This window comes from Ruegeria sp. CK2 (assembly GCF_056536585.1).
This window is the reverse complement of sequence record NZ_JBQFPW010000001.1, coordinates 78,423-101,542: the sequence shown is the minus strand read 5'-3', so window position 1 is coordinate 101,542 and position 23,120 is coordinate 78,423. Positions and strand designations below refer to the sequence as shown.

Here is a 23,120-nt window from a genome sequence, read left to right as displayed (position 1 = left end):
AGTTTGAAGGAAATCGTGACAGAATTTCAATGAGGGTGACGTAAGCCTCGTCTGTAGATCGGCAGGCGCGAGTGTCACGGGCGACAAAGGTTCGGGTGGGTGGTTTAAGCATGACGACACAAGATCAAGGCGCAGACTCCAACGCTAAGAACTGGGCGGAAAAGCTCGCGGCGCTTATTGAAAAGCCTTGGGTACGGATCGCGATACCGGTTTTTGTCACATTCATGGCGTTGACGATTTTGCATGATCTGTCTGCGCATGTGAAATGGTCAGATGTGCAAACCGACATTGCGGTAACCTCATGGAAGTTGATGTTCTTCGCCCTGTGCTGGACCGCATTCAGCTTTGTTTCTCTGTCTTTTTATGATGTCTTTGCGGTTCAAAGCGTTGCAGGTGGCAAGGTGCCATTACCTGTGGCCGGTATGGCGGGTGCAAGTGGGTACGCAGTCTCCAACTGCCTCGGGTTTTCGTACATCACTGGAACTGCGATACGGTATCGGATCTACGCATCGCTAGGGCTGGATCTGGGGCGTGTGGCTGGGGTGATTGCCACGTCCTGGGTCGCCTTCTGGATGGGATTGGTTCTGATTTTGGGTGTCCTGCTGACGCTGCACCCTGACGGAATTTCCAAGGTGATGCCAATCAGCGAAACGACCGAAACTATCATCGGGCTTTCCATGCTGGCCGGCTTGGTGGTTTTGTTCATCTGGTTATCCAGCGGTGGGCGCCGGTTGGCTTTTGCCGGGGTCGGGTTTGATCTACCCGGAGGCAAACTAGCCAGCCTACTGACTCTGGCCGCGCTTGGTGACCTGTTTGGTGCATCTATGGCGCTGTACGTTCTGATGCCAGATGATCTGGGCGTCGGATTTCCGTATTTCTTTACAATCTACGTGGCGGCAATTGCTGTCGGAATCCTAAGCCATGCACCCGGCGGCATAGGTGTATTCGAGGCGACACTGATTGCCGGTCTCGGTGCGTCAGGCCGGTCTGACGTGATCGCTGCGCTACTGCTGTACCGCGTAGTTTACACCTTCCTACCCTTTGGAATTGCCAGCGTGTCCATCGGTGTGGCTTCGGCCCTTACCCAACGCCGCCGGATCGGCGGGGCGGCGACATGGGTCTATCGCGTCATCCGACCGATCGTGCCAATGGTTGCAGCAGGCGTGGCGGCTATCGCCGGTGTGATCCTGCTGGTCTCGGGTGCATTACCATCCGATAGCCAGAACCTGGGCGTCTTGCGCGAGTTTCTGCCCCTGTCCTTTGTCGAGGCGTCGCATCTGGCCGGCAGCGTCGTGGGCGTTTTGCTCATCCTGGTGTCGCGCGGCTTGTTCCGCAAACTCTATCGCGCATGGGCTGTCGCCATGCTCCTGATGGTGGCGGGCTTCGTGGCCTCCTTGGCCAAAGGTTTGGACACTCACGAAGCGATCAGCATGTTGGGTACGATTGCGCTACTTGCCACGTTCCGAGGTGCATTTTATCGCGTCAGCGGTGCGTCGATCTTTAGGTTGAACGTCCCGTGGCTGGTCAGCGTTATCGCCTTGCTGGCGGTCATCTTCTGGGTCGGCCTGTTTGCCTATTCTCATGTTCAGTATCAAAACGCCTTGTGGTGGGAGTTTGCGTGGAACGGCGATGCATCACGCTTTCTACGGTCCAGCCTTGTGGTGGCTGTCATCCTTGGCGTCGTCGCGGTGACCTCACTCTTTGGTCGTGAAATCCCTGCGCCAGCGCGCGTCGGCATCCCCGAGGCGGTTGAAAAGCTTGTTATGGAAAGTGAGGACACCGAGTCCCAAATTTCCCTGACGGGTGACAAGCAGTTTCTGATATCACCGGACGAGTCTGCCTTTATCGCCTATGCCGATACTGGAAACGCCATTATCTCAAAAGGTGAACCTGTTGGAGATGAAACGGCTGGACAGCAACTGATCTGGCAATTGCGTGAGATGGCAGACCGTGAAGGGAAGCTCTGTGCATTCTACAGTGTTTCGACCAAGTACCTGCCCACGTTTCTGGATCTTGGCCTTTCGATCCTGAAAATCGGAGAGGTCGCGCGCGTGCCATTGGAAGATTTCTCGTTGGATGGAAAGCCCCGCAAGCGGTTTAGGCAAGCCAAGAACCGGGCCGAGCGAGAAGGGTATGTGTTCGAGATTATACCCAAGGAAGAACTTGCGCCTGTACTACCGGAACTGCGTCAGATTTCAGATCGCTGGTTGGAAAAGAAGGCCGGGGCCGAGAAGGGGTTCGCCCTAGGCGGGTTCGACGACGATTACCTGTCTTATTTCGACCATGCAGTTCTGAGAGACGGCGAAACAGGCAAGATCATGGCCTTTGCCAATCTGTTTCAGGGCGGCAATAAATCCGAGCTATCGCTGGATCTTATGCGGTATGAGCCTGACAGCCCCAGCTTTGTCATGGATGCGCTTTTTGCAGAGATGATGGCATGGGGGGCCGAGCAGGGATTTCACTGGTTCTCATTGGGCGCGGCGCCTTTCTCGGGGATCGAAAACCGTCAACTGGCGTCGATTTGGAACAAGATCGGAGGATTCGTCTATGAACATGGTGAGCAGTTCTATCACTTCGAAGGGCTGCGATCGTTCAAGCAAAAATTCGACCCGGAATGGAGCCCAAATTACTTAGCCAGCCCCGGCGGCCTTGCGGCACCGCGGATTCTGTATGAGGTAAACATTCTGATCTCGGGCGGGTTGCGCGGACTGACGAAATAGCTGTCAGTTCAGGCTGGCGCGTGTTGGGGCCTGTTCCAGCAGGTCCCCCCAGTCGGTCCGATATGCCATTTCAGCCAACACCGTTTCGGGCAGGAATTCCTGATTTTGACGGATCTGCCAGCCGCCACCCAAGCCTTTGTAAACTGCGACCAGATTGCTCGAGACCTGTTGGCGCGCCTGGATCAGATTGGCCTGCGACCGTAAAAGAGCAGTTTGTGTGTTCAGGATGCGCGAATAGCTGGCGATCCCGTCCCTGTACTGACTGACGGCTATGTCAGCGGCCTTACGCGACGCGTCCACGCTCTGTTGATAGAATCCTACCTGTTTGCGCGCTTGGGCATAGGCAACCATGGCGCTTTCGACCTCGGAATAGGCTGTTAGAACGGTGTTCTGGTAATTGGCGATCAGCGCTTGATAGGCGGCGTCTTGCGCGCGCACATTGTTCTTGATCCGCCCGTAGTTCAACACGTTCCAAACAACGCCCGCGCTTGCCAGCCCGGTGGCGCTGTTTGAGCTGAACAGGTCGCGTCCGCCCGAGGCCTGCAAGCCGATAGATCCAGAGAGCACAAACTGCGGATACAGGTCCGCCATGGCGATCCCTACCTGTGCTGATTGCGTGGCAGCGGCCAACTCAGCCGCGCGTACATCTGGGCGGCGGCGCAGCAACTCTGCTGGAACACCCACCGAGACATTGGACCGGGCCGATGGAATCCGTCCCGAGTTGCCCAGCAAACTGGTCATGCGCGATGGGGTGGCACCCAACAGAACCGCCAATGCGTTCTTGGTTTGCTGCAGATCGCTTTCCAACTCGGGCACCAGAGCTTTGGTGTTGTTCAACAGCGCCTTGGATTCCTGCACGTCCAGCTCGGTCGTGACACCATTGTCAAAACGAAGCTGGGTCAGGTCTGCGGATTCCTGTTGCAGCTTGATGTTGTCGCGCGCAACGAACAGCGACTCCTGCAAGGCCCTTATATTGACGTACAGGGCTGCTACATCGCCGGTCAGTGTGACCAGCGCGTCGTCATAATTGGCTACCTGCAAGGCCAGGTTCGACCGGGCAGCTTGGACACCGCGCCGCTGTGCGCCCCAGACATCCAGTTCCCACTGCGCATCAAATCCAACCTGCGACGTGGAAAACTCGGTATCCAATGGGATGATCCGGTTGATGTCTGCGACAGGGGCAAGGTTATCGCTGATCTGTCGCCGTTCCAGCGATCCGCCGATTGCTTGTGACTGAGGGTAGAGCTCTCCGAATGCGATGCCCAGTTGCGCGCGCGCCTGCAGCACACGGGCACCAGCCACCTGCAAAGTCAGGTTTTGCGCATAAGCTTCGGCGATCAGCTTGTTCAGGGTCGGATCGTTGAACGTCTCCCACCATTTGACCACCGGTGCACTGCGCGAAGTCAGCCCGCTTTGGCCGACACTGGGGCTGTTCACCTCGATCCACTGTTTGACGACGGGCGAATTCGGCTGGACGAAATCGGGGCCGACAGGGGTGCACGCAACAAGCGCGGCGGCGCAAAGGGCAGTCCCCATCAATCTGCGAAAGGATTTGGCCCGTGTCATGATGCGTGTCCTTAAATATCCAGCGGTCGGATGAAGTTGGCGAATGAGTAGAGGCGGATGTTGATGCGTCGCAGAAACTCAAAGGTTTTACCCTGGCCGGTGTAAATCGCGACCGCCGCGTGGCCGCCTGCAGGGAATGTGCGTTCTTTGGGAACATCTACGGTGATCTGTACCGCGATCCGGCCAGGCAGCTTTGGCAGCTCAAAACCGGGCAGGCGGCCTGATGGCAGATACTGCCCCTGGCGGGTGGCCCACCAGATCGCCTCGACCTTGCCGGGCAGAATTTCGCCCGGGTATAGGTCCAAAGCCACCTCAACCTCTTGCCCCGGTTCAACAAATTTTAGGTTCTGCTGTCGAAACGTCGCCAGAATATAGGGGCTGTCTTCGGTCACAAAGCTGGCAATGGCACCCAACCGGACGTCTCCGACAACCAATCCGGGGCGTGCCTGTTGCGAAACGATCATGCCGTTCTCGGGGGCATAGATGGTCGTATTTTCCAGGAAGTACTCGGCCTCGGCCAACTGGGCTTGTGCCTGAAGGATACCTGTGTTGACTCCGTCGATTTGCGATTCCAAAGCCAGCTGTGCTTTCTGAAGATTTGCTTCGGCTTGTTTGACCGATGCCTGATCCTCGGTGACCTGCTCATTCCAGCGATCCAGTTCGTCCTGCCGCGCACCGCCCGCAGGGACCAGGTTTTCATAACGCGCTTTTTGCGTCAGGGCGTAAGCAAGCTGCGCATTTGCCCGTTCGACCGATTCTGTCGAGGCGATCACGTCCTGTTCAAGAATCTTGGCATTTTGTTCCGCCGCAACCAGCTGGGCATTGGCGTTGTCGACCGCAAGCGAGAAGATCGTGTCGTCAAAGCGATACAATGGATCGCCCTTGGTGACTTGTGTGTTTGGTTCGACCAGCACTTCGGTCAGAATTGTCGGCTGGGTCAATTTTGGCACGATCTGGATTGTTGAGCGCACCACATGACTGTCGACGGAGAAGGGCTGGAAAAACCGCAGCGCGACCAGAAAGATCAGCAGCAAATGCGCGCCGACCCAGAACGAAACAATCCCCCAGGTGATGTTGAATTTCAGCCATTGCGCCTTGAAGAAAATGAACCAGACGAAAATGATGTAAAAAAGCGTAATGCCAAGTGCGACGAACATAGTGTTTTGTTTCCTTCGGCCTTAGCTTTTCTGCGTCTCGCCAGTCTGGGACTGATACTCTTCTTTGACCGTACCGCCTAACCGTTCGATCTCTTTTCTGATGGCGTCGCGTTCGTCCTCGGGCAGGCGGCGAATGTCGACTGTCATGCCGTCGTGGAACGCCCACATAAAGGCATGTACCCAAGGTACGACGGCCAAAAAGCCCATCCAACCCATGATCTTTACGGCCTCGGCATGCGGGTGGTTGCGCTTGATCGCGATCCGTCCGGGCAGACCCATGATGAACAGAAACAGCCCCATCACGGCCGCCAAAAGCAGGATCAGTGCGACAAATGTCAGATAGTCGTAGTAGCCCAGCGGCTGGCCCAAAAGTCCCATGCGCGTTCCTCGTTTCAGGACGGTTGTCCCATCCTCAGTTGTTGGTGCCCAATTCGTCAATCAATTTGTAGCTGGTCGGTGGATCGGCGCAGATGCCAGGTCCGCATTCAATCAATGTCGAGACGGCGTTCAGTGCCGCCAGGCCCAGCATGATGATGAAAGCCACCTTTGCAAGTAAGCTGCCGCCAAACCTTTCCGTTGCGTCTGTGCGATCTGCGTATTGGCGATCAAACATCAACATGATTGACGTGCCCAGAAGGATCAGGAAAAAGCAGATCGCGGCCCAGGTATAGTAGTGCAGGCCCAATACGGGTGAGCCATAGTGCCCTGTACCCGGTACGATATGCAGCAAAATCTGGCGCACAGAAACGCTGCCCCCATATAGCGCCGCGATCAACATGATCGCATAATGCTGAGGGCGTGGCCCGTATAACAGGTTGAGGCCCAGACCAACACCGACGGCAACGAAGCCAACACGCTGCAACAGGCAAAGCGGGCAGGGCAATTCATAGAGTTTCAATTGATAGAAAAATGCCAATACCAGTACTAAGCTGACAGCCAGCATTCCAAAGGCATTCAGTGTTCTGGACAATTCAGATGTCATCACGGCCCCTTAAAGTTGAATGGTTAGTTGGCTGGTCGCGTGGAACTTCAGCCAGTAAACACTCAACGCCAGCGTGATGAAAAACAGCGTGTTGGCAGCCGTTGTCATCTTGAAATAGTTCAGCCCCATGGTGGCTGTAAGTAACGCAAATAAAAGCGCTATCATGGCCCGGTTCTCCCATTCCGTGCTACGATCGCAATGTTTAGGGATACTGTCAGGCTCGACCTTGTCTTGCAAGGATACCGAGAGGAATTCGCGTTTTTAGCGAAATGTGATGAGGCTTATGTACACACGCGGAGTGCTGTATCCCACTCCACCAACTTTCGGGCCAGATCCTCAGGCAGGGGAGAATCTGTATAGAAGAAGTCGATGTCACGCAGTGACGCGATGCGCGCCGGGGCAGAGCGCTGGAACTTTGAGTGATCCGCAACCAACAATGTTCGCCGCGCCTGTTCGATAATGGTTTGGCTGACAAGGACCTCCTGGAAATCGAAATCTAAGAGATCGCCATCGGTATCCAGCGCGGAACATCCTACAATTGCATAGTCGAATTTGAACTGCCTGATGGTCGAAACGGTCAGGTTGCCGATCAGTCCACCATCCGAACGGCGTAGAATTCCACCTGCGACAACGATCTCACATTCTGGGTTTTCGACCAGAATATTGGCGACATTCATGTTGTTGGTCACCACCATGAGGTTCTTGTGGGTCAATAGCTGGCGTGCAACAGCCTCTGTCGACGTTCCTATATTCATGAACACCGATGCACCGTCCGGAATCTCCGCGGCACAGATTTGTGCAATCTGGGTTTTGGCGCCTTCGTTTAGGCTGCGGCGGTCTTCATACCCGATGTTCGAAACGCCTGACCGCAGAACCGCGCCGCCATGCACCCGATCCAGTTCGCCCATATCGGACAGTTCGGACAGATCCCTGCGGATGGTCTGGACCGTTACGCCGAACTTCGCGGCCAAATCGTCGACCGCCACGCGGCCGTTTTGTTTGGCCATATTCAGAATGTCGGACTGGCGAAAAGAAAGCGGCATAAGCGGCTCCAGTAATCTTCGATTTGTTCGTTTTTGTTCTTTTTCGGAAAATTTGCAAGGACTCGCGTTGTTCTATGTGAGTGTCTTCTATGCTCGCGTTAGTCGGCCCGACCTATGACTTAATCGTTGCCTGATCTGATATTGCAAAGGATGCCCTGCTTTGGTGTTGTCTTCGCTAGCGAACGAATATAAACGAAAGAAAAAGTTTATTAAACGAACACGTTCGAGTCTAAACACAAAGGATCATCCTGCCGTGGACAAGCGAGACAGCCAGATCACCGACCTGTTCATCATCGGCGGTGGGATTAACGGGTGCGGTATAGCAAGGGACGCAGCCGGTCGCGGATTATCGGTCATGCTGGCCGAAATGAACGACCTGGCGTCCGCTACGTCGTCCGCGTCGACCAAACTGTTCCACGGCGGATTGCGGTACCTTGAGTACTTCGAAATCCGCCTTGTGCGCGAGGCGCTGATCGAGCGTGAAACCCTACTGCGCGCGATGCCCCACATAAGTTGGCCGATGCGCTTTGTGCTGCCCTATCACGAAGACATGCGGTTTGATGCTGAAACGCCGACGTCAAAACTGCTAAGCACGGTTATGCCGCGGATGCGCGGGCGTCGTCCGGCTTGGCTGATCCGGTTGGGATTGTTCCTATATGACCACCTGGGTGGTCGTAAGATCCTGCCGGGCACGACCTCGCTGACCTTGCATACAGCGCCCGAAGGCGAACCCCTTCAGGATAAGTTTGAGACAGCATACGAGTATTCCGATTGCTGGATCGAGGATTCGCGACTGGTTGTTCTAAACGCCCGTGACGCGGAATCCCGGGGCGCAGAGATCATGGTGCGGACCGAGGTCACCTCGGCCGAGCGGGTAGACGACCTGTGGCATATCACGATCCGGAACAAAGACAGTGACGAAACCCGGTTGATCCGGGCAAAGATGTTGATCAACGCGGGTGGCCCATGGGTGGGCGACATCATTCAGACCAAGATCCGCGTGAACTCTCGTGAAGGTGTGCGTTTGGTGCGCGGCAGCCATATCGTTACGCCCAAGCTTTATGATCATGACAAGTGCTATTTCTTTCAGGGCGAAGACGGCCGCATCATTTTCGCGATCCCGTATGAGCAGGATTTTACCCTGATTGGCACGACTGATCAGGATCATTCCGACCCATCTGTTCCTCCTTTGTGCACGGTAGCCGAGCAAGATTATCTGTGTGCGTTTGCCTCAAAGTACTTCCAGAAGCCGGTGACCCGAGACGATGTCGTATGGACCTATTCCGGTGTGCGCCCACTGTATGATGACGGGGCCAGCAGCGCCACCGCGGCAACGCGGGACTATACTTTGAAAGTTGATGCGCAGGGCGGAGCGCCCGTGCTGAACGTGTTTGGTGGCAAGATCACAACTTATCGTCGTTTGGCCGAAAGCGCGCTAGAGAAAGTTGCTGAGCATTTCCCGAATTTGCCAGGTCCCTGGACGGCAGGCGTTGCCCTGCCGGGCGGTGATTTCCCGGTGACCGGTGTGCAGGATCAGATAGCTCGGCTGATGATTGACTACCCGTTTCTCGGCCAACCTTGGGCCGCACGCCTGATCCGGGCCTATGGCACTGAGGCCACGGCGGTGCTTGGTGATGCCAACCAGGCTTCGGATCTGGGCGAGGATTTTGGTGCGACCCTGAGTGCCCGCGAAGTGACTTGGCTGATGGACAAAGAATATGCGCACAACGCGGAAGATGTAGTCTGGCGTCGCAATAAGCTGGGGCTTCGCCTGTCCGCGGATCAAATCGCCCGGTTGGACCAGTGGATGGGTGAACGGCAAAACACCCAAAGCGCCGCTTAGCGCTGGCTTTGTAGGTCCTGTTTGAATGGTGCTTTGAATTCGTCTCCGGTCGTGCTACCCAACGGGCACGGTCGGCAGACACCGAGGCGTCGCTGCTCTTACCAGAGTGCTAAACCTGCTATTCATTCTCAAACGGCATCGCAATTACCAGGGCGTTGTTTCGTTAAGCCAGCGACCGACGATCGAGCAAAACGCCCGCGATGGATGCACGATGACCAAAACCCCTTTACCCCTGCACGCAGATGATCTGACGGTGTTTACCAAGTCCTTATCCGGGCAACTTGCCGAAGCGAGCCCGCCGCATCTGACGCTGATGAATATGATCGCTCGGGCAGCCGGGTTTCAAAATGTTCAGCATATGCGATCTGAAAATGCAGCCCAACGGCGGTTGGAGGTGCAAAGACACAAACCCCCTCTCGACATGCGTTCGGTCGAACGTGCGCTGTTGCAGTTCGACAAACATGGGCGTCTACGCCAGTGGCCATCGAAACGGTCCGTGCAAACGCTTGCGCTCTGGGCGCTGTGGGCCGCTTTGCCTGCCGGTGAGGCGCTTCGCGAGCGCGATGTGAATGCGCATCTTAACCGTGAACACATGTTCGGCGATCCGGCAATCTTGCGGCGGAGCATGATTTCTTGCGGCCTTCTGACACGGAAAAACGACGGAACCGACTACAAACGAGTTGAGCAAGCCCCGCCCGCAGAAGCGGAAATGTTGATCCACACGGTAACGTCCCTTCGACGGGCCCGAACCGAGGCACAATTCTTACATAGTGCGCGCACTTAGCGGTCCAGAACTTTCCAATCAGTTTCTGAGAAGTAAAAAAGCCCCGCAGTATCTGCGGGGCTTTTTTTGTTCGATCACTATAGTGATCAGGTTGCTTCTTCGGGCGTGCCCGGGTCGTTTTTGTTGCCCTTCAGCCATTCTCTGAGCCCCTGCATAAGGGCGTACAGGACCGGCACTAGGATAACGCCAACCAGAGTTGCCGCGAGCATGCCACCAAACACGGCGACACCGATGGCTTTTTGACTGGCCGCGCCAGCACCGTTTGCCGCCAACAGCGGGACAACGCCCAGCAGGAAGGACAATGCTGTCATCATCACGGCCCGGAACCGTTGTTGGGCAGCTTCTGCCGCTGCCTCTTTGATGGAAAGGCCTTTGGCGCGTTGTTCCATCGCAAATTCGACAATCAAAATGCCGTTCTTGGACGCAAGACCCACAAGCATGATCATCCCGATCTGCGTATACAGGTTGATATCGCTGCCCACGATCGCCACCGCAGCAACCGCGCCGAACAAGGCGACGACGACCGATAGCAGGATAGACACCGGTAGCGACCAGCTTTCATATTGGCCAACCAGGAACAAATAGCCGAACAGAATGGCGAGCCCCAGAATCACGATCACAATGCTGCCCGATGCCAATTGTTGCTGCGCCGTTCCGGTCCACTCAAACGCGTAGCCCGGGGGCAGGGCGGTCGCGGATTCCTCGGTCATCACATTGATCGCATCCCCGCTGGATAGTCCTGGCGCCGGAACCGCCGTCACCGTGGCGGATCGGAACAGGTTGTGGCGTTTCAGCAAAACCGGCCCCAACACGTTTTCTACATCAATCAGCGTGCCCAGCGGCACCATGTCACCCTGGGTGGATCGCACATAGAGGTTCGAGATATCTTCGACATTGTCGCGATATGTCCCGTCTGCCTGAATCATCACGCGATAGACCCGACCAAACAGGTTGAAATCGTTCACATAATACGATCCCAACTGAGCCTGCATCGTCTGGAAAATCTCTGAAACAGACACTTGCAGAGTTTTGGCTTTTTCCCTGTCCAGATCAACGAACAGCTGGGGAACGTTTGCGCGGAATGTCGTGTAAGACTGTGCGATTTCAGGTCGTTGATTGGCCGCATACACAAAGGACCCGACCGCTGAGGCCAGATCTTGCGGCGTCCCACCACCGGTTTGCTGAACCTCCATCTCAACGCCAGCCGACATGCCCAATCCCTGAATGGGTGGCGGGTTAAAGGCCAGTATAGACGCTGCTGACTCGCCGTTGGCGATGGCGAGGATCTTGGCAAGGATGGCGTCGGCACTCAGGTCATCTTCCTGCCGTTCGCTCCAGTTGTCGAGATTGACGAAAATCGCTGCGCCGTTGGTGATGGTGCCATTGAGCATCGAAAAGCCGTTAACCAGAACGGTGCTGGCGACCCCGGGGATTTCGCGAATTTGTTCGTCCACACGTTTGGTAACTGTTTCCGTGCGTTCCAGGGTCGCTGCGTCAGGCAGCTGCACATCCACGAACAGATAGCCGTTGTCCTCAAGCGGAATGAAACCCGCTGATGTGTTGGACATGATCGTCCCGGTGCCCATACCCAGCGCCACAATCAGTCCCAGTGCGATCACTGGCATGATCAGCAGCTTGCGCACAATGGCGACATAGCCGCTGCGCACCGTGCCGATCAGCCCTTCGAACAGGGCCAGAATTCCTTTGGGGGGGCCGGACCGGGCGCGCAGCACGAGGCCGCACAGCGCAGGCGAAAGGGTAAGCGCGTTGATCGACGAGATTACGACAGCGGTCGAGATTGTGACGGCAAACTGAGAATAAAGCCGCCCCGTGATGCCGGGCATGAAGGTCACTGGAACGAACACAGCCAGCAGAACCAGGGTGGTTGCAATGACGGGACCTGTGATCTGACCCATTGCCTTTCGGGTCGCCTCGGCCGGGGGAAGGCCTTCATCTGCAATGATGCGTTCCACGTTTTCAACAACAACGATGGCATCGTCCACCACGATCCCGATAGCCAACACCAACGCGAACAGAGAAATCGTGTTCAACGACATGCCAAACATCAGCAAGAACGCGAATGTTCCGATCAGGGAGACCGGGATTGCGACTGCCGGAATGATTGTCGCTCTCCAACTGCCTAGGAACACAAACACGACCGAGATCACCAGAATGAAAGTCAGGATCAGCGTTGACACCACATCGTTCAAAGAGGCTTCGACGAAGTCCGTGGTGTTGAAGGGCACATCGTATTCCACATCAGTAGGGAAAGAGCGTGACAGGCGCTCCAACTCAGTCTGAACCCGCTCGGACACGGCCAGCGCATTGGCACCAGGGGCCTGATAGATGCCGATCACGGTGGCCGGAACTGCCTGGAAATATCCGGACGCTGAATAGAACTGGGCGCCCAACTCGGTTCTGGCGATGTCCTTGACGCGAACGATAGCACCGGCTTCGCCGGTGCGGATCACAATATTGGAAAACTCTTCGGCCGACGTCAGGCGGCCCTTGGATTTGATCGTGTATTGAAATGTCTGCCCCTCGGGCACCGGGGGAGACCCAATGGAGCCGGCGGACACCTCGATATTCTGTTCGCGAATGGCGTTGATTACGTCACCGGGCGTAATGGACAGGGCCGCCATCTTATCGGGATCCATCCAGATCCGCATGGCGTATTCCAAGTTGGTCAGAACGTCGGCCTTACCAACGCCCTGAACACGGGCCAGCGCATCGCGCAGATTGATCGACGCGTAATTCGATAGAAAAACGCTGTCATAGGTGCCTTCGGGCGAGGTCAGTGTGACCAACATCAGCATGTTGGTCGAAGATTTCTGCGTGACAACACCCGAGGACGTAACTTCGGTCGGCAGGGAGGAGGTCGCTTGCGCGACGCGGTTTTGCACGTTTACGGACGCGATATCAGGATCTGTGCCGACCTCAAAGGTGACGTTCAGCGAGTAGGACCCGTTATCTGATGACGTGGACGTCATGTAAATCATGTCGTCCACACCGTTGACCTGCGCCTCAATCGGGGCGGCAACGGTGTTTTCAACGGTTTCGGCATTGGCGCCGGTATAGGTGGCCGTAACACTGACCACCGGGGGGGTAATGTCCGGGAACTGCGCCACCGGAAGGACCATATATCCGATACCGCCCAAAATTGTCAGGACAAGCGAGATGACAAGCGCCAGCTTGGGCCGGCTGATGAACAGGGCTGAGAACATCAGTTATTCTCCCGGCTGTTCAGAGGCGACGACCGCATCTACGGCGACGCCCGGGCGTACCCGTTGAAGACCCTCGACAATGATACTCTCACCTTCGCGCAACCCATCTAAAACGATGATTGCCGTACCGACTGTGTCGCCAGTGGTGATGTAGCGCTGTTCGACCATCTGCTTGTCATTGACAACCAGTACGAATTCACCCCGTTGATCCCGCTGTAAAGCCGCCTGCGGGATGAGAACCTGCAGCGTTGGCTCCAACGCTTCGATGTGAACACTCAGGAATGCACCATCCAGGATCAGGCGTTTGGTATTGTCGAACTCGGCCCGCATGGTTATCGCGCCGGTTAAAGGATCGATGCGGTTGTCCACAAACACTATTTTTCCGGTTTCATCCAGATCGGTTCCGTTAGGCAGTGTTACGTGCACGTTGGGGCTTTGTTCGCTTTCCGACAGCGACGCCGCATTCTCGTTAAAAGTTTCGAGGATCGATGTGAACTGTTTTTCATTCAGCGAAAAGTTGACGTAGATCGGTGCTTCGCTGACGAGATTGACCAATGCGGGATTGTTGGGCCCTACAACATCGCCAACGCTCGTGGTCACGCGACCAATGCGCCCGGCGAATGGTGCCTGAATTCGCGTATAGCTCAGGTCCAACTCTGCCTGTTGAATAGCAGCCTTGGCAGCTTTAACTTCGGCCTCGGCGACAAGCTCATTGGCACGGGCGATGTCACGTTCTGATTCTGGAGTGGCATCGCGTTTGTACAGTTCTTCCTTTCGCGCCAAATCGACCCTGGCCAGCTCAAGGTTGGCTTCGGCGCGGTCCAGATCAGCCTTGCGGGCCTCCAACGTGGCTTCGTAGAGGTCAGGCTCAATCGTAAACAACAGGTCGTCTTTTTGGACCAAAGCGCCGTCTTCCACATCCTGGCTATCCAGAAACCCATTGACCCGCGCGACGATGTCGACCTTGTCGATTGCTTCGGCACGGCCAATGAAAACCGCCTCATCCGTGATTTCCTGTGTATAGGCCGCCGCGATTGAAACCTTGGGGGGCGTTGCATCGCCTTGCCCTTCTTGCGCCAGAGACGGTTGCGCTATGGCCAGACAGAAAACCAAAGCAAACTGCTTTCCTATCGCCCAAGCGGGTCCGCAATTGCTGGGGTCAACGGATTTAAGTGTAAGGGCCATGGAAAATGCCTCGTTCAAACTAAGGATTAAGTGACCGGGCACACCTGACACCGCGGCGAGTCGATAGAATTCAGACTCAGGATGGCGCTTTTGTTGCCATATCTCAAGCTTCTTGAGTACGAGTGCTTCTGGTGCGCAGTCTAAATTATCTCGTCAGTTCCCTGACTTAGGTCGATGCGCTTTGAGCAACGGGCGGCGATGCTGCAAAACAAACTAAAAAACGGAGGCCGATTAGGCCTCCGTTGTCATGACGCAACTTGGCGGGATTTTAACCGCGCGTGCCTGCAAATCGGGCCTGCCAATCTTCGCGTTGGTCATCCGTTATTTTGGCGAACAGTACGTCCGGCACTGTGAATGCGTGACCCGCAGGCAGCGCGTTCAGTGCAGTCTCAACGTCATCCGGCCAATCAGTCGCGAGCGTGTTCATGGCACTCAGCATCCGGGCAGACGCGTTTGGAATAAACGGCGCGCTCAGTACAGCGTATAGACGGACTAGGTTCAGACCCAGGCGCACCTGCCCTGCCGCTTGTTCCGGGTTTTCCTTAAACGTCGACCAGGGAGCTGCGGCTTGTAGGTATTCGTTTCCGGCCACCCAAATAGCGCGCAGCTCTTGCGCCGACTTGCGAACTTCCATTGCCTCCATAAAGCCTTCATAGGCGCGGATGCGGCGCGTCAATTCCGAAATCAGCGCATTTTCCCGCTCGCCATATACGCCACCCTCGGGCACGGCTTCGCCAAACTTGGATCGGCAGAACTTGGTGATGCGGCTGACAAAGTTGCCCAAAACATCCGCCAAATCCTTGTTCACCGATTGCTGGAAGTTCTCCCAGGTGAATTCACTATCGCTGCTTTCGGGCGCATGGCTCAGCAACCACCAGCGCCAGTAGTCAGCCGGCAGGAGTTCCAACGCCTGATCCATGAACACGCCGCGCCCCTGAGAGGTCGAGAACTGGCCGCCGTCATAGTTCAGGTAGTTGAATGATTTCAGATGGTCGACCATCTTCCACGGCTCGCCTGACCCCAGAATGGTGGCTGGGAAGCTAAGCGTGTGGAACGGTACGTTGTCCTTGCCCATGAACTGGACATAGCGAACGTCGTCGGCACCTTTGTCCGTGCGCCACCAGCGTTCCCACTCGGCATCGGGTTTCCCAGTGGAATCAGCCCATTCCTTGGCGCAGGCGATATATTCGATAGGCGCGTCGAACCAGACGTAGAAGACTTTGCCTTCCATCCCAGGCCAATCCTGATCTCCTTTTTTGACCGGAACACCCCAGTCCAGATCACGGGTGATGCCGCGGTCCCGCAGCCCGTCACCGTCATGCAGCCACTTTTTGGCAATGGATGTGGTCAGGATCGGCCAATCGGCCTTGCTGTCAATCCAGGCATCCAACTGATCTTTCATCGCCGATTGGCGCAGGTACAGATGCTTGGTCTCGCGCACTTCAAGATCGGTCGAGCCGGAAATGGCCGAACGCGGATCGATCAAATCGGTCGGGTCCAACTGTTTGGTGCAGTTTTCGCACTGATCGCCTCGTGCGCGGTCATAGCCGCAATTGGGGCAGGTGCCTTCGATGTACCTGTCGGGCAGAAAGCGACCATCAGTGTTTGAGTAGACCTGTTTTTCGCTTACTTCGCGGATCAGACCAGCTTCATCCAGCTTTCCCGCGAAATGTTGCGTCAGCCTTTTGTTCTGATCACTGGACGAGCGGCCAAAGTGATCAAAGCTCAGCCCAAAGCGGTTGGCGATGTCCAACTGTACGCCGTGCATTTCGGCACAGTATTCAGCAATCGGCTTTTCGGCTTTGGCCGCGGCCAGCTCAGCCGGGGTGCCGTGTTCATCTGTGGCACACAGGAACATCACCTCATTCCCCCGGCCACGCTGATAACGTGCATACAGATCCGCCGGCAATTGCGAGCCGATCAGGTTGCCGAGATGTTTGATCCCGTTGATGTAAGGGATCGCCGAGGTGATGAGAATCCGAGCCATATTGCGTTTCCACGTATCTGTCTGCGCGCCCGTCTACCTTATGTAATCGGCCAGCAAAAGCCCGCCCGTCGCATGGATGTCACTTTCGCACCTTACGAGCAGAAAAAAGACGGAAAATCGGGAATTCGCATTGTATCTGACATGATCTTCGCAATAACCGCAGGTTGAGCGCCGCCTCACAACCTCTTGAATTCTCGTTATGGCTTCCCATATTGAATGTATACTGATGTATACAAAAGCGAGGGCTAATATTTGATGTTCGACTTCCTACTCGAGGGTGCATTTGCGCCTTTTACTCTGGCGCTTGCGCTTCTGTTCGGCCTTTTGGCAGTGGAACTGATCGCTTTGGTCTTGGGTGGCAGCTTGCTAGCTGGCGAAGGGGAAATCGATCTGGATATGGTGGATGCCCCCGATCTGGACATTGGTGATTTAGGTCTGGATATCGACCCGGATGTCGATCTCGGCGATTTCGAACTGGCAGAGGTCGAAAGCGATGTGCCCGATACCTCTGCGGCGGGTCCAATGGCGTGGTTGGGTGTTGGAAAGATACCCATCATGATCTGGCTTGTGGTTCTGCTGGCGGGCTTCGGCCTGTCGGGTATTGGCCTGCAACTGGCGCTGCGCGATGTGCTGGGCTTTGATCTGCCGCCTTGGGTGGCTGTGATCCCAGCCGGTGCCTTTGGCCTGTGGTTTGCCCGTGGCTTTGGCGGTGTCTTTGCCCGCCTGCTGCCCAAGACCGAGACCGAGGCGATGTCTGAGCGGATGTTGGCCCGCCGCCGGGGTGTCATCACCCAAGGCACCGCGTCACGCGGCCGCCCGGCCGAGGTTCGGGTCATGGATCGCTTTGGCAATACCCACTACCTGCGCGCCGAGCCGCTGCAGGACAAGGATGCGCTGGATCAGGGCACAGATGTGCTGGTTCTACGCGACCGACGGCGCGACCGGTTCGTTCTGGTCGGCTTGTCAGACTAACCATATTTCAAACCCAAAAAATCGGAGGATTTTGCATGGAAGCTTCATTCCTACTCATTAGTGTTGTGGTCGTTTTGGCCGCAATGCTGTTAATTGGTCTTGTGATGGCTCGATTGTATAAGCGTGCAACAAGAGAAATCAGTTTGGTAAAGACGGGCCAGGGCGGAAAGAAAGTTATCATGGATGCGGGTGCTATCATCGTGCCGTTGCTGCACGAAGTTAGCCCGGTCAACATGAAGACCCTGCGCCTTGAAGTTCAACGCAGTGACGAGGCCGCCTTGATCACCAAGGATCGGATGCGTGTCGATGTCGGAGTGGAGTTCTACGTTTCCGTGATGGCCACCGAAGAGGGTATCGCTCGCGCTGCTCAGACGTTGGGTGATCGCACATTTGATGTCGAGCAACTGCGCGAGATGATCGAAGGCAAGTTGATCGATGGTCTGCGTGCCGTGGCCGCCCAGATGACCATGGACGGGTTGCACGAAAATCGCGCCGACTTTGTGCAAGAGGTGCAGAATGCAGTGTCCGAAGACCTTCTTAAGAACGGTCTGTCGCTGGAATCCGTCTCGCTCACCGCTCTGGACCAGACACCGTTTGAAGCACTCGACGAGAACAACGCCTTTAACGCCGTGGGTATGCGTAAACTGGCCGAGGTGATCGCGACCTCAAAGAAAGAACGCGCGCAGATTGACGCCGATGCCGAGGTTGAAGTGCGCCGCGCTTCGATGGAAGCACAGCGTCAGAAGCTGTTGATCGAAAAGGATGAAGAACAGGCGCGCATTGAGCAGACGCAGCAGGTTGAGACTCTGCGCGTGGCGCAGGAGGCCGAGATAGCGGCCCGGACCGAAGATTCGGTGCGTGAGACCGAACGCGCCCGGATCGCGCGGGAAGAAGCCATCCGCTCGGCAGAGATCGAACGCGAGCGCAAGATCCGCGATGCGGAGATCGCCAAAGAGCGTGAGATCGAAGTAGCCGAACAGGAACGTCAGATCATCATCGCGCAGAAATCCGAAGAGGAAAGCCGCGCGCGTGCATCTGCCGATCTGGCTCGTGCCGAAGCGACCAAAGCGACCGAAGCAGTGGCAACCGCCCGTCAGGTGGCAGAAGCCGAGCGTCAGAAGCAGATCGTGCTGATTGAAGCAACTCGTGAAGCTGAACGTCAGGCGACCGCAATCCGCTTGGCCGCGCAGGCTGACAAAGAGGCCGCCGTTGACCGCGCCGAAGCCCGCCGCGAAGAGGCGCAGGCCGAAGCCGATGCGCTGAACATTCGGGCTGAGGCCAAGAAGAACGACATGTTAGCCGAGGCGGAAGGTAAACGTGCGATTGTCGAGTCCGAAAATGCTCTGTCAGTGGATCAGATCCGCATGAAAGTTGATCTGGCGCGGATTGAAGCCATGCCGTCGATCATATCGGAGATGGTCAAACCTGCCGAGAAAATCGACTCGATCAAGATCCATCAGGTTGGTGGTATCGGTGGCGCCAATGGGCGCAGTGCATCAACAGGTGACAAGCCAGTGGTCAATCAGGCGCTGGACTCGATCATGGGGATGGCCGTTCAGATGCCCGCGCTCAAGAAGCTCGGTGAAGAGCTGGGTCTGTCGATGGAGCATGGTGTCAGCGGTGTTGTGAACGGCGCACTAGAGCCGACTGTAGATCAGCCCGAAAACGTGGACGCGATCGAAGAAGAACCGCGGACAGATCACTAAGACGAAGACAGGGCCGGGTTTTCCCGGCCCTTTTCAATTCAGCGGCTTGCTAAAGATGCCCGAACTCACATCCAGAAGTTATTGGCCTTTGAAACTGTCTGAAAATTAACCGCTACGACCTGGGATGCGCCAATCAGGCTGTCGGCGTTGTTTGCATAGTCGGGGCGCATCCGGTTTCGGGCCTCATCATCGGGTTGCGTCAGTTTAACGGCCATGCGTGAAAGCTTGATGGCAAGCTCGTACCCCTCTTCAGGTGTTTCGGTTTTAAGTGTGGGTAGCCAGGACATCTTGCCCTCCATTATATCGTGTGCGACCTAAATGCAGAGTTGACGAGGCGAGATTGGAAGTCAAGAATAATATCGTGCACGATATATTTGGAGCCAAAATATGGATAATGCCCAGATCCCGACCCGAGCGAACGAGCTATTCTGCTTTGGAGTTTACACCGCGTCGCACGCGATCAATCGTGCTTACTCGCCGTACCTGAAACGGCTGGGGGTGACCTATCCTCAGTACATTACGCTCACCCTTCTGTGGGAGAGGGACGGGCAAAACATAAATGAGCTGGCGCAACAGTTAGGTATGGAAACCAGCACCATGACCCCTTTGGTCAAACGGTTGGAAACCATGGGGTACGTCACTAGAACCCGCAGTCAAACGGACAGGCGGGCGGTCGATGTTACGTTGACAGATCAGGGGGCGTCGCTTGGAAACGAAGCACCTGGAATCACCGCCTGCATGATTGAAGACACCGGACTGGACCAGGCTGAGCTATTGAGATTACAAGAGTTGCTGCTTCGGCTTAGGGACGGGCTTCAAAGCGCCTAGTCGTCGTGTTCCCGTGACCGTTTCAGCAGGCGCCCGATAGTGAACGAAGTTCGTGGGGCATAGACATAATTTGTGCGTTCATCCGGTGTCGGGCGTGATCGCATCCGTGCCAGACCGAACAGGATCAGCGCGAAATGACCCACCGCGACAAAGGCAAACAATGCGCTTGGTCCGAATTGCTGGATCAACGTTGATGAGACATAGGGCGACGCGATTGCCCCTAACGCGTACCAGAACATCAATGCAGCAGACAACTCGACCCTTTGCTCGGTGGTCGCAAAGTCGTTGGCATGCGCAGATGAGACAGAAAAGATCGGGAATGTCGTCAAGCCAAAGAATCCGGCAGCTAGCATCACTCCGATTGTGCCAGCACCGCTAGCCGCCATCGTGACACCACAACTGAGCACCGCGGCGGCAGAGAGCCAGATCAGAACCCAGCGACGGTCGTATTTGTCTGCGAGCCACCCCAACGGGTATTGCGCCAAGGCGCCGCCGAGTACGAAAGAAGCAAGGAAAAAGGCGATCTGATCCACGCCCAGGCCGACCCCTTGTCCGTAGACCGGCCCAACCATTCGGAAAGAGGCTGAGCTAAGCGCCGCCACGATTACGCCTGCAACCGCCAACGGAGAGCTTTGCCAGGCCAGTTTCGGACGCAGGCGAGGCGCGTCGGGTGTTTTCGGTTGGCTGGCCCGCGTCAGTGCAAGTGGCAAAAGCGATGCGCAGCACAGGATCGCTAACAGGTTGTATGAGACGTAAGAGGCCGGTGGCAGAATAGCGATGATCAACTGTGCGCACAAAGACGCGCCCATATCCGCGATGCGATAGGTGCCCATGGCGCGCCCGCGCGTCTCATTAGTGACTTTGGCATTCAGCCAGGCCTCAATGACCGTGTAACATCCGGCCACACATGTACCTGACGCAATTCTCAGCGCGGCCCAGATATATGGGTTGTCGGTCAAGGTGTGGCCCAATAACCCCATGGCGCCCAGCGCGGTACAGACTGCAAAGGCGCGCGAATGCCCAACACTGCCCATCAGGCGGGGCGCCCACCAGCATCCAATAAAAAACCCTAAGAAATGTGCCGAACCCAGAATACCGATCTGCTCGGTCGTGAAGTTCAGTGTTATGCCCGAGATTGCATCCAGCGGCCCAACGCCGCCTGTCGAAAGCTGCAGCAGAATGACGGAAAGAAAAAGGGCGGCAAAAGAAATGATCGTGCGCATAGTGGTCCCAGATTGGCGACGCCATCACAAGATGCGCGCATCTATTCGACTCAATTGCGTCGTTTTTTACCCATTTGGCATCACGTTACACGCATGATTTCAGCATGAATGTCCAGACCTACGGTTTCCTGAACCAGGTCAGGGTATCCGGACGCCCCAAAGTCGTGGCGATTCAACCCACCTGTCAGCCGGATGGACAAACGATCAAGATCATCCTCGTCTGTACCCGCCTGTCGATACAGGCTGGCGTTCAATGTGATAGGCCGAGTTACACCTCGCACGGTCAGGTTTCCTGTGATGCGGGCGCCGTCCGATATCCGCCCAGTTGGCCCTAATTGTACACTTGTCGAGGAGAACCGGATAGTTGGATGCTGCTCTGCATTCAGGACACCAGGGCTGAGCATGGGCGTTCTGGCAAATGGCAGCCGGGTTTTTGCCTTCGCAACATCCAGGACCACATCCACCTCGCTGTTTTGTAAATTGTGCGTGTCGATCTGAACGTCAGCCGACCGGATCGGCATAGACCCCGTTTGCGCGATCCCCGAGAGGTCAAACATGAAGCTGACATGGGTGCCGTCTGGCGAAAGGGCGTAAGGCTTTCGCGCTGCGCGCGCGGGATTGCCGAAGGGCAGGGCAGCGAGCCCTGCGAGAACGCCGCGACGCGATAGGGTTGTCATACGAGTGCCTCTTGTCTGCGGGGCCGAGACCTTTTGAGAAGCATCACGATGATGGCAATGTTAAGACCGTTCCATAAAATCCCGTTCACGAATGCCAATTGGTAGTTGCCTGTGACGTCATAGATCCACCCCGACATCCACCCACCCAAGGCCATGCCCAGAATGGTCATCATCATGACAAAACCCACGCGCGCACCAGCCTCTTGCGGAGGCATGTATTCGCGGACCACCAGCGCATAGCTGGGTACGATTCCACCTTGCGCCAGCCCAAACAGCATGCTGACGACATAAAGTGAGACCATCCCGTCATAAGGTAAGAACAGGAACAGGGCTATGCATTGCAGTATCGACCCGATGAGCAGTGTATGGACGCCACCCAACCGGTCAGCCACCAGGCCGGAAACGATGCGGCTCACCACGCCGCCCAGCAGCATCAGGGACAGCATCTCTGCGCCGACAGCGGGCCCATAGCCGAGACCTACGCAGTAGGACACGATGTGAACCTGCGGCATCGACATCGCCACGCAGCATCCAATGCCTGCCAGTCCAAGAATGTATTGCAACGCCCTTGGTGAGATTCCGACGCTGCGCGCATTGATCTTTGCAGTGGCAGCGGCGGTTGTGTGCGCCTCGACTGGGACCTGCCGGCGCAACAGCAGGGACAGGGGAATGACAACAACCAGTGTCAGTACCGCCAGTGTCAGATAGACTTGCTGCCAGCCATCCCGCGCCAGAATACCTGACAGCATAGTGGGCCAGATCGCCCCGGACAGATAGTTTCCGCTGGCGACCAGCGCCACGGCGATCCCGCGTCTGCGCATGAACCAGTGTGAGATATCGGCGATCAGGGGTCCAAAGCCGATCGAAGTGCCCAATCCCAGCAGCAAATGCGCGACGGACAGCAGGGCTATGTTAGGTGCAAGTGTTGCCAGCAGGTAGCTGATGGCGCTCAGGATCGATGCGCCTATCAATGCTTTGGTCACCCCCAACCGGTCCACCAACTGCCCCAGCCACATGTTACCCAGGGCAAAGCCGATCATGGCGAGCGTATAGGGCATCGACGCCTCGGCCCGCCCGGCACCGAATTGTGTTTCGACGGCGGGCATGACCACGATCACCGCCCACATCCCGACATTCGCCACGGCTGCGATGGCGAGCGTGATCAGAAGGCGAAGCCAGGAATAGCGGCTGTCATGGATTGGATGGCTCATGCCGCGACGCTA

At 56.3% G+C, this 23,120-nt stretch carries 19 protein-coding genes; 6 read left to right on the top strand and 13 right to left on the bottom strand.

The annotated features are described in order from the left end of the window. The first annotated feature begins 110 nt into the window (after positions 1-110). Positions 111-2,720 (top strand): bifunctional lysylphosphatidylglycerol flippase/synthetase MprF, encoded by a 2,610-nt coding sequence (gene mprF / locus ACR0BU_RS00455; protein WP_480735307.1) that lies wholly within the window; start codon positions 111-113, stop codon positions 2,718-2,720. Between the two features lie 3 nt (positions 2,721-2,723). Here mprF and ACR0BU_RS00450 read toward each other — a convergent pair whose 3' ends face one another. From ACR0BU_RS00450 to ACR0BU_RS00425, 6 genes are all read right to left on the bottom strand, one after another. Beyond that, complete coding sequence (locus ACR0BU_RS00450; RefSeq protein ID WP_480735308.1) at positions 2,724-4,286, bottom strand: efflux transporter outer membrane subunit; 1,563 nt, start codon at positions 4,284-4,286, stop codon at positions 2,724-2,726. Between the two features lie 11 nt (positions 4,287-4,297). Beyond that, positions 4,298-5,443 carry an HlyD family secretion protein gene (locus ACR0BU_RS00445; RefSeq protein WP_480735310.1) on the bottom strand — a complete coding sequence of 382 codons (1,146 nt, stop codon included), beginning with the start codon at positions 5,441-5,443 and terminating at the stop codon, positions 4,298-4,300. 21 nt (positions 5,444-5,464) lie between these two features. Beyond that, a complete protein-coding gene (locus ACR0BU_RS00440; RefSeq protein ID WP_480735312.1) occupies positions 5,465-5,821 on the bottom strand; it encodes a DUF3302 domain-containing protein in 357 nt (118 codons plus the stop codon). Positions 5,822-5,855: 34 nt separating this feature from the next. Then, positions 5,856-6,425: a disulfide bond formation protein B gene (locus tag ACR0BU_RS00435; RefSeq protein WP_299078544.1), complete on the bottom strand. Its 570-nt coding sequence runs from the start codon at positions 6,423-6,425 to the stop codon at positions 5,856-5,858. A 9-nt stretch (positions 6,426-6,434) separates the two neighbouring features. Further along, the gene (locus tag ACR0BU_RS00430) at positions 6,435-6,590 is read right to left on the bottom strand and encodes a DUF5993 family protein (RefSeq protein ID WP_298932371.1); all 156 of its coding nucleotides are present in this window, start codon (positions 6,588-6,590) and stop codon (positions 6,435-6,437) included. Between the two features lie 116 nt (positions 6,591-6,706). After that, positions 6,707-7,468, bottom strand: coding sequence for a DeoR/GlpR family DNA-binding transcription regulator (locus ACR0BU_RS00425; RefSeq protein ID WP_480735313.1), 762 nt, complete (start codon positions 7,466-7,468; stop codon positions 6,707-6,709). A gap of 253 nt (positions 7,469-7,721) precedes the next feature. Between ACR0BU_RS00425 and glpD the strand changes: the two genes are divergently transcribed. Together glpD and ACR0BU_RS00415 are read left to right on the top strand one after the other, a co-directional pair. After that, a complete protein-coding gene (gene glpD, locus ACR0BU_RS00420; RefSeq protein WP_480735315.1) occupies positions 7,722-9,311 on the top strand; it encodes a glycerol-3-phosphate dehydrogenase in 1,590 nt (529 codons plus the stop codon). 211 nt (positions 9,312-9,522) lie between these two features. Further along, positions 9,523-10,095, top strand: coding sequence for a DUF2087 domain-containing protein (locus ACR0BU_RS00415; RefSeq protein ID WP_480735317.1), 573 nt, complete (start codon positions 9,523-9,525; stop codon positions 10,093-10,095). A gap of 86 nt (positions 10,096-10,181) precedes the next feature. Here ACR0BU_RS00415 and ACR0BU_RS00410 read toward each other — a convergent pair whose 3' ends face one another. The 3 genes from ACR0BU_RS00410 to metG form a co-directional block, all read right to left on the bottom strand. Continuing rightward, positions 10,182-13,319: an efflux RND transporter permease subunit gene (locus tag ACR0BU_RS00410; protein WP_480735319.1), complete on the bottom strand. Its 3,138-nt coding sequence runs from the start codon at positions 13,317-13,319 to the stop codon at positions 10,182-10,184. 3 nt (positions 13,320-13,322) lie between these two features. Beyond that, positions 13,323-14,504, bottom strand: a complete 1,182-nt coding sequence (locus ACR0BU_RS00405; RefSeq protein WP_300067249.1) for an efflux RND transporter periplasmic adaptor subunit — start codon at positions 14,502-14,504, stop codon at positions 13,323-13,325. A 268-nt stretch (positions 14,505-14,772) separates the two neighbouring features. Continuing rightward, entirely contained in the window at positions 14,773-16,491 is a 1,719-nt protein-coding gene (metG, locus tag ACR0BU_RS00400) for a methionine--tRNA ligase (protein ID WP_480735320.1), read from the bottom strand. A 255-nt stretch (positions 16,492-16,746) separates the two neighbouring features. Here metG and ACR0BU_RS00395 point away from each other — a divergent pair, with 255 nt between their 5' ends. Both ACR0BU_RS00395 and ACR0BU_RS00390 read left to right on the top strand, forming a co-directional pair. Continuing rightward, on the top strand, positions 16,747-17,463 hold the full coding sequence (locus ACR0BU_RS00395) for an OB-fold-containig protein (RefSeq protein ID WP_299884665.1): 717 nt from the start codon (positions 16,747-16,749) through the stop codon (positions 17,461-17,463). A gap of 35 nt (positions 17,464-17,498) precedes the next feature. Continuing rightward, entirely contained in the window at positions 17,499-19,169 is a 1,671-nt protein-coding gene (locus tag ACR0BU_RS00390; RefSeq protein ID WP_480735322.1) for a flotillin family protein, read from the top strand. Between the two features lie 65 nt (positions 19,170-19,234). On the opposite strand, the gene ACR0BU_RS00385 is transcribed toward ACR0BU_RS00390, so the two are convergent. Then, positions 19,235-19,456, bottom strand: a complete 222-nt coding sequence (locus ACR0BU_RS00385; RefSeq protein ID WP_298932352.1) for a hexameric tyrosine-coordinated heme protein — start codon at positions 19,454-19,456, stop codon at positions 19,235-19,237. A 100-nt stretch (positions 19,457-19,556) separates the two neighbouring features. On the opposite strand from ACR0BU_RS00385, the gene ACR0BU_RS00380 reads away from it, so the two are divergent. Further along, complete coding sequence (locus ACR0BU_RS00380; RefSeq protein WP_480735323.1) at positions 19,557-19,997, top strand: MarR family winged helix-turn-helix transcriptional regulator; 441 nt, start codon at positions 19,557-19,559, stop codon at positions 19,995-19,997. Here ACR0BU_RS00380 and ACR0BU_RS00375 read toward each other — a convergent pair. The 3 genes from ACR0BU_RS00375 to ACR0BU_RS00365 all read right to left on the bottom strand — a co-directional run bounded on the left by ACR0BU_RS00375 (position 19,994) and on the right by ACR0BU_RS00365 (position 23,108). Continuing rightward, positions 19,994-21,220 carry an MFS transporter gene (locus ACR0BU_RS00375; protein WP_480735325.1) on the bottom strand — a complete coding sequence of 409 codons (1,227 nt, stop codon included), beginning with the start codon at positions 21,218-21,220 and terminating at the stop codon, positions 19,994-19,996. The two genes, ACR0BU_RS00380 and ACR0BU_RS00375, sit on opposite strands and share 4 nt — an antisense overlap. A gap of 80 nt (positions 21,221-21,300) precedes the next feature. Beyond that, on the bottom strand, positions 21,301-21,897 hold the full coding sequence (locus ACR0BU_RS00370; protein ID WP_298932347.1) for a YceI family protein: 597 nt from the start codon (positions 21,895-21,897) through the stop codon (positions 21,301-21,303). After that, a complete protein-coding gene (locus tag ACR0BU_RS00365; protein WP_298932345.1) occupies positions 21,894-23,108 on the bottom strand; it encodes an MFS transporter in 1,215 nt (404 codons plus the stop codon). The genes ACR0BU_RS00370 and ACR0BU_RS00365 overlap by 4 nt, the downstream gene beginning before the upstream one ends. Positions 23,109-23,120 lie beyond the last annotated feature (12 nt).

Coding starts and splice junctions, on each gene's coding strand:
- metG (WP_480735320.1), bottom strand. CDS start 16,491: ATGGCTCGGATTCTCATCACCTCGGCGATCCCTTACATCAACGGGATC.
- ACR0BU_RS00395 (WP_299884665.1), top strand. CDS start 16,747: ATGTTCGACTTCCTACTCGAGGGTGCATTTGCGCCTTTTACTCTGGCG.
- ACR0BU_RS00435 (WP_299078544.1), bottom strand. CDS start 6,425: ATGACATCTGAATTGTCCAGAACACTGAATGCCTTTGGAATGCTGGCT.
- ACR0BU_RS00410 (WP_480735319.1), bottom strand. CDS start 13,319: ATGTTCTCAGCCCTGTTCATCAGCCGGCCCAAGCTGGCGCTTGTCATC.
- ACR0BU_RS00430 (WP_298932371.1), bottom strand. CDS start 6,590: ATGATAGCGCTTTTATTTGCGTTACTTACAGCCACCATGGGGCTGAAC.
- ACR0BU_RS00380 (WP_480735323.1), top strand. CDS start 19,557: ATGGATAATGCCCAGATCCCGACCCGAGCGAACGAGCTATTCTGCTTT.
- ACR0BU_RS00425 (WP_480735313.1), bottom strand. CDS start 7,468: ATGCCGCTTTCTTTTCGCCAGTCCGACATTCTGAATATGGCCAAACAA.
- ACR0BU_RS00385 (WP_298932352.1), bottom strand. CDS start 19,456: ATGTCCTGGCTACCCACACTTAAAACCGAAACACCTGAAGAGGGGTAC.
- ACR0BU_RS00365 (WP_298932345.1), bottom strand. CDS start 23,108: ATGAGCCATCCAATCCATGACAGCCGCTATTCCTGGCTTCGCCTTCTG.
- ACR0BU_RS00450 (WP_480735308.1), bottom strand. CDS start 4,286: ATGACACGGGCCAAATCCTTTCGCAGATTGATGGGGACTGCCCTTTGC.
- mprF (WP_480735307.1), top strand. CDS start 111: ATGACGACACAAGATCAAGGCGCAGACTCCAACGCTAAGAACTGGGCG.
- ACR0BU_RS00405 (WP_300067249.1), bottom strand. CDS start 14,504: ATGGCCCTTACACTTAAATCCGTTGACCCCAGCAATTGCGGACCCGCT.
- ACR0BU_RS00440 (WP_480735312.1), bottom strand. CDS start 5,821: ATGGGACTTTTGGGCCAGCCGCTGGGCTACTACGACTATCTGACATTT.
- ACR0BU_RS00370 (WP_298932347.1), bottom strand. CDS start 21,897: ATGACAACCCTATCGCGTCGCGGCGTTCTCGCAGGGCTCGCTGCCCTG.
- ACR0BU_RS00375 (WP_480735325.1), bottom strand. CDS start 21,220: ATGCGCACGATCATTTCTTTTGCCGCCCTTTTTCTTTCCGTCATTCTG.
- ACR0BU_RS00390 (WP_480735322.1), top strand. CDS start 17,499: ATGGAAGCTTCATTCCTACTCATTAGTGTTGTGGTCGTTTTGGCCGCA.
- ACR0BU_RS00415 (WP_480735317.1), top strand. CDS start 9,523: ATGACCAAAACCCCTTTACCCCTGCACGCAGATGATCTGACGGTGTTT.
- ACR0BU_RS00445 (WP_480735310.1), bottom strand. CDS start 5,443: ATGTTCGTCGCACTTGGCATTACGCTTTTTTACATCATTTTCGTCTGG.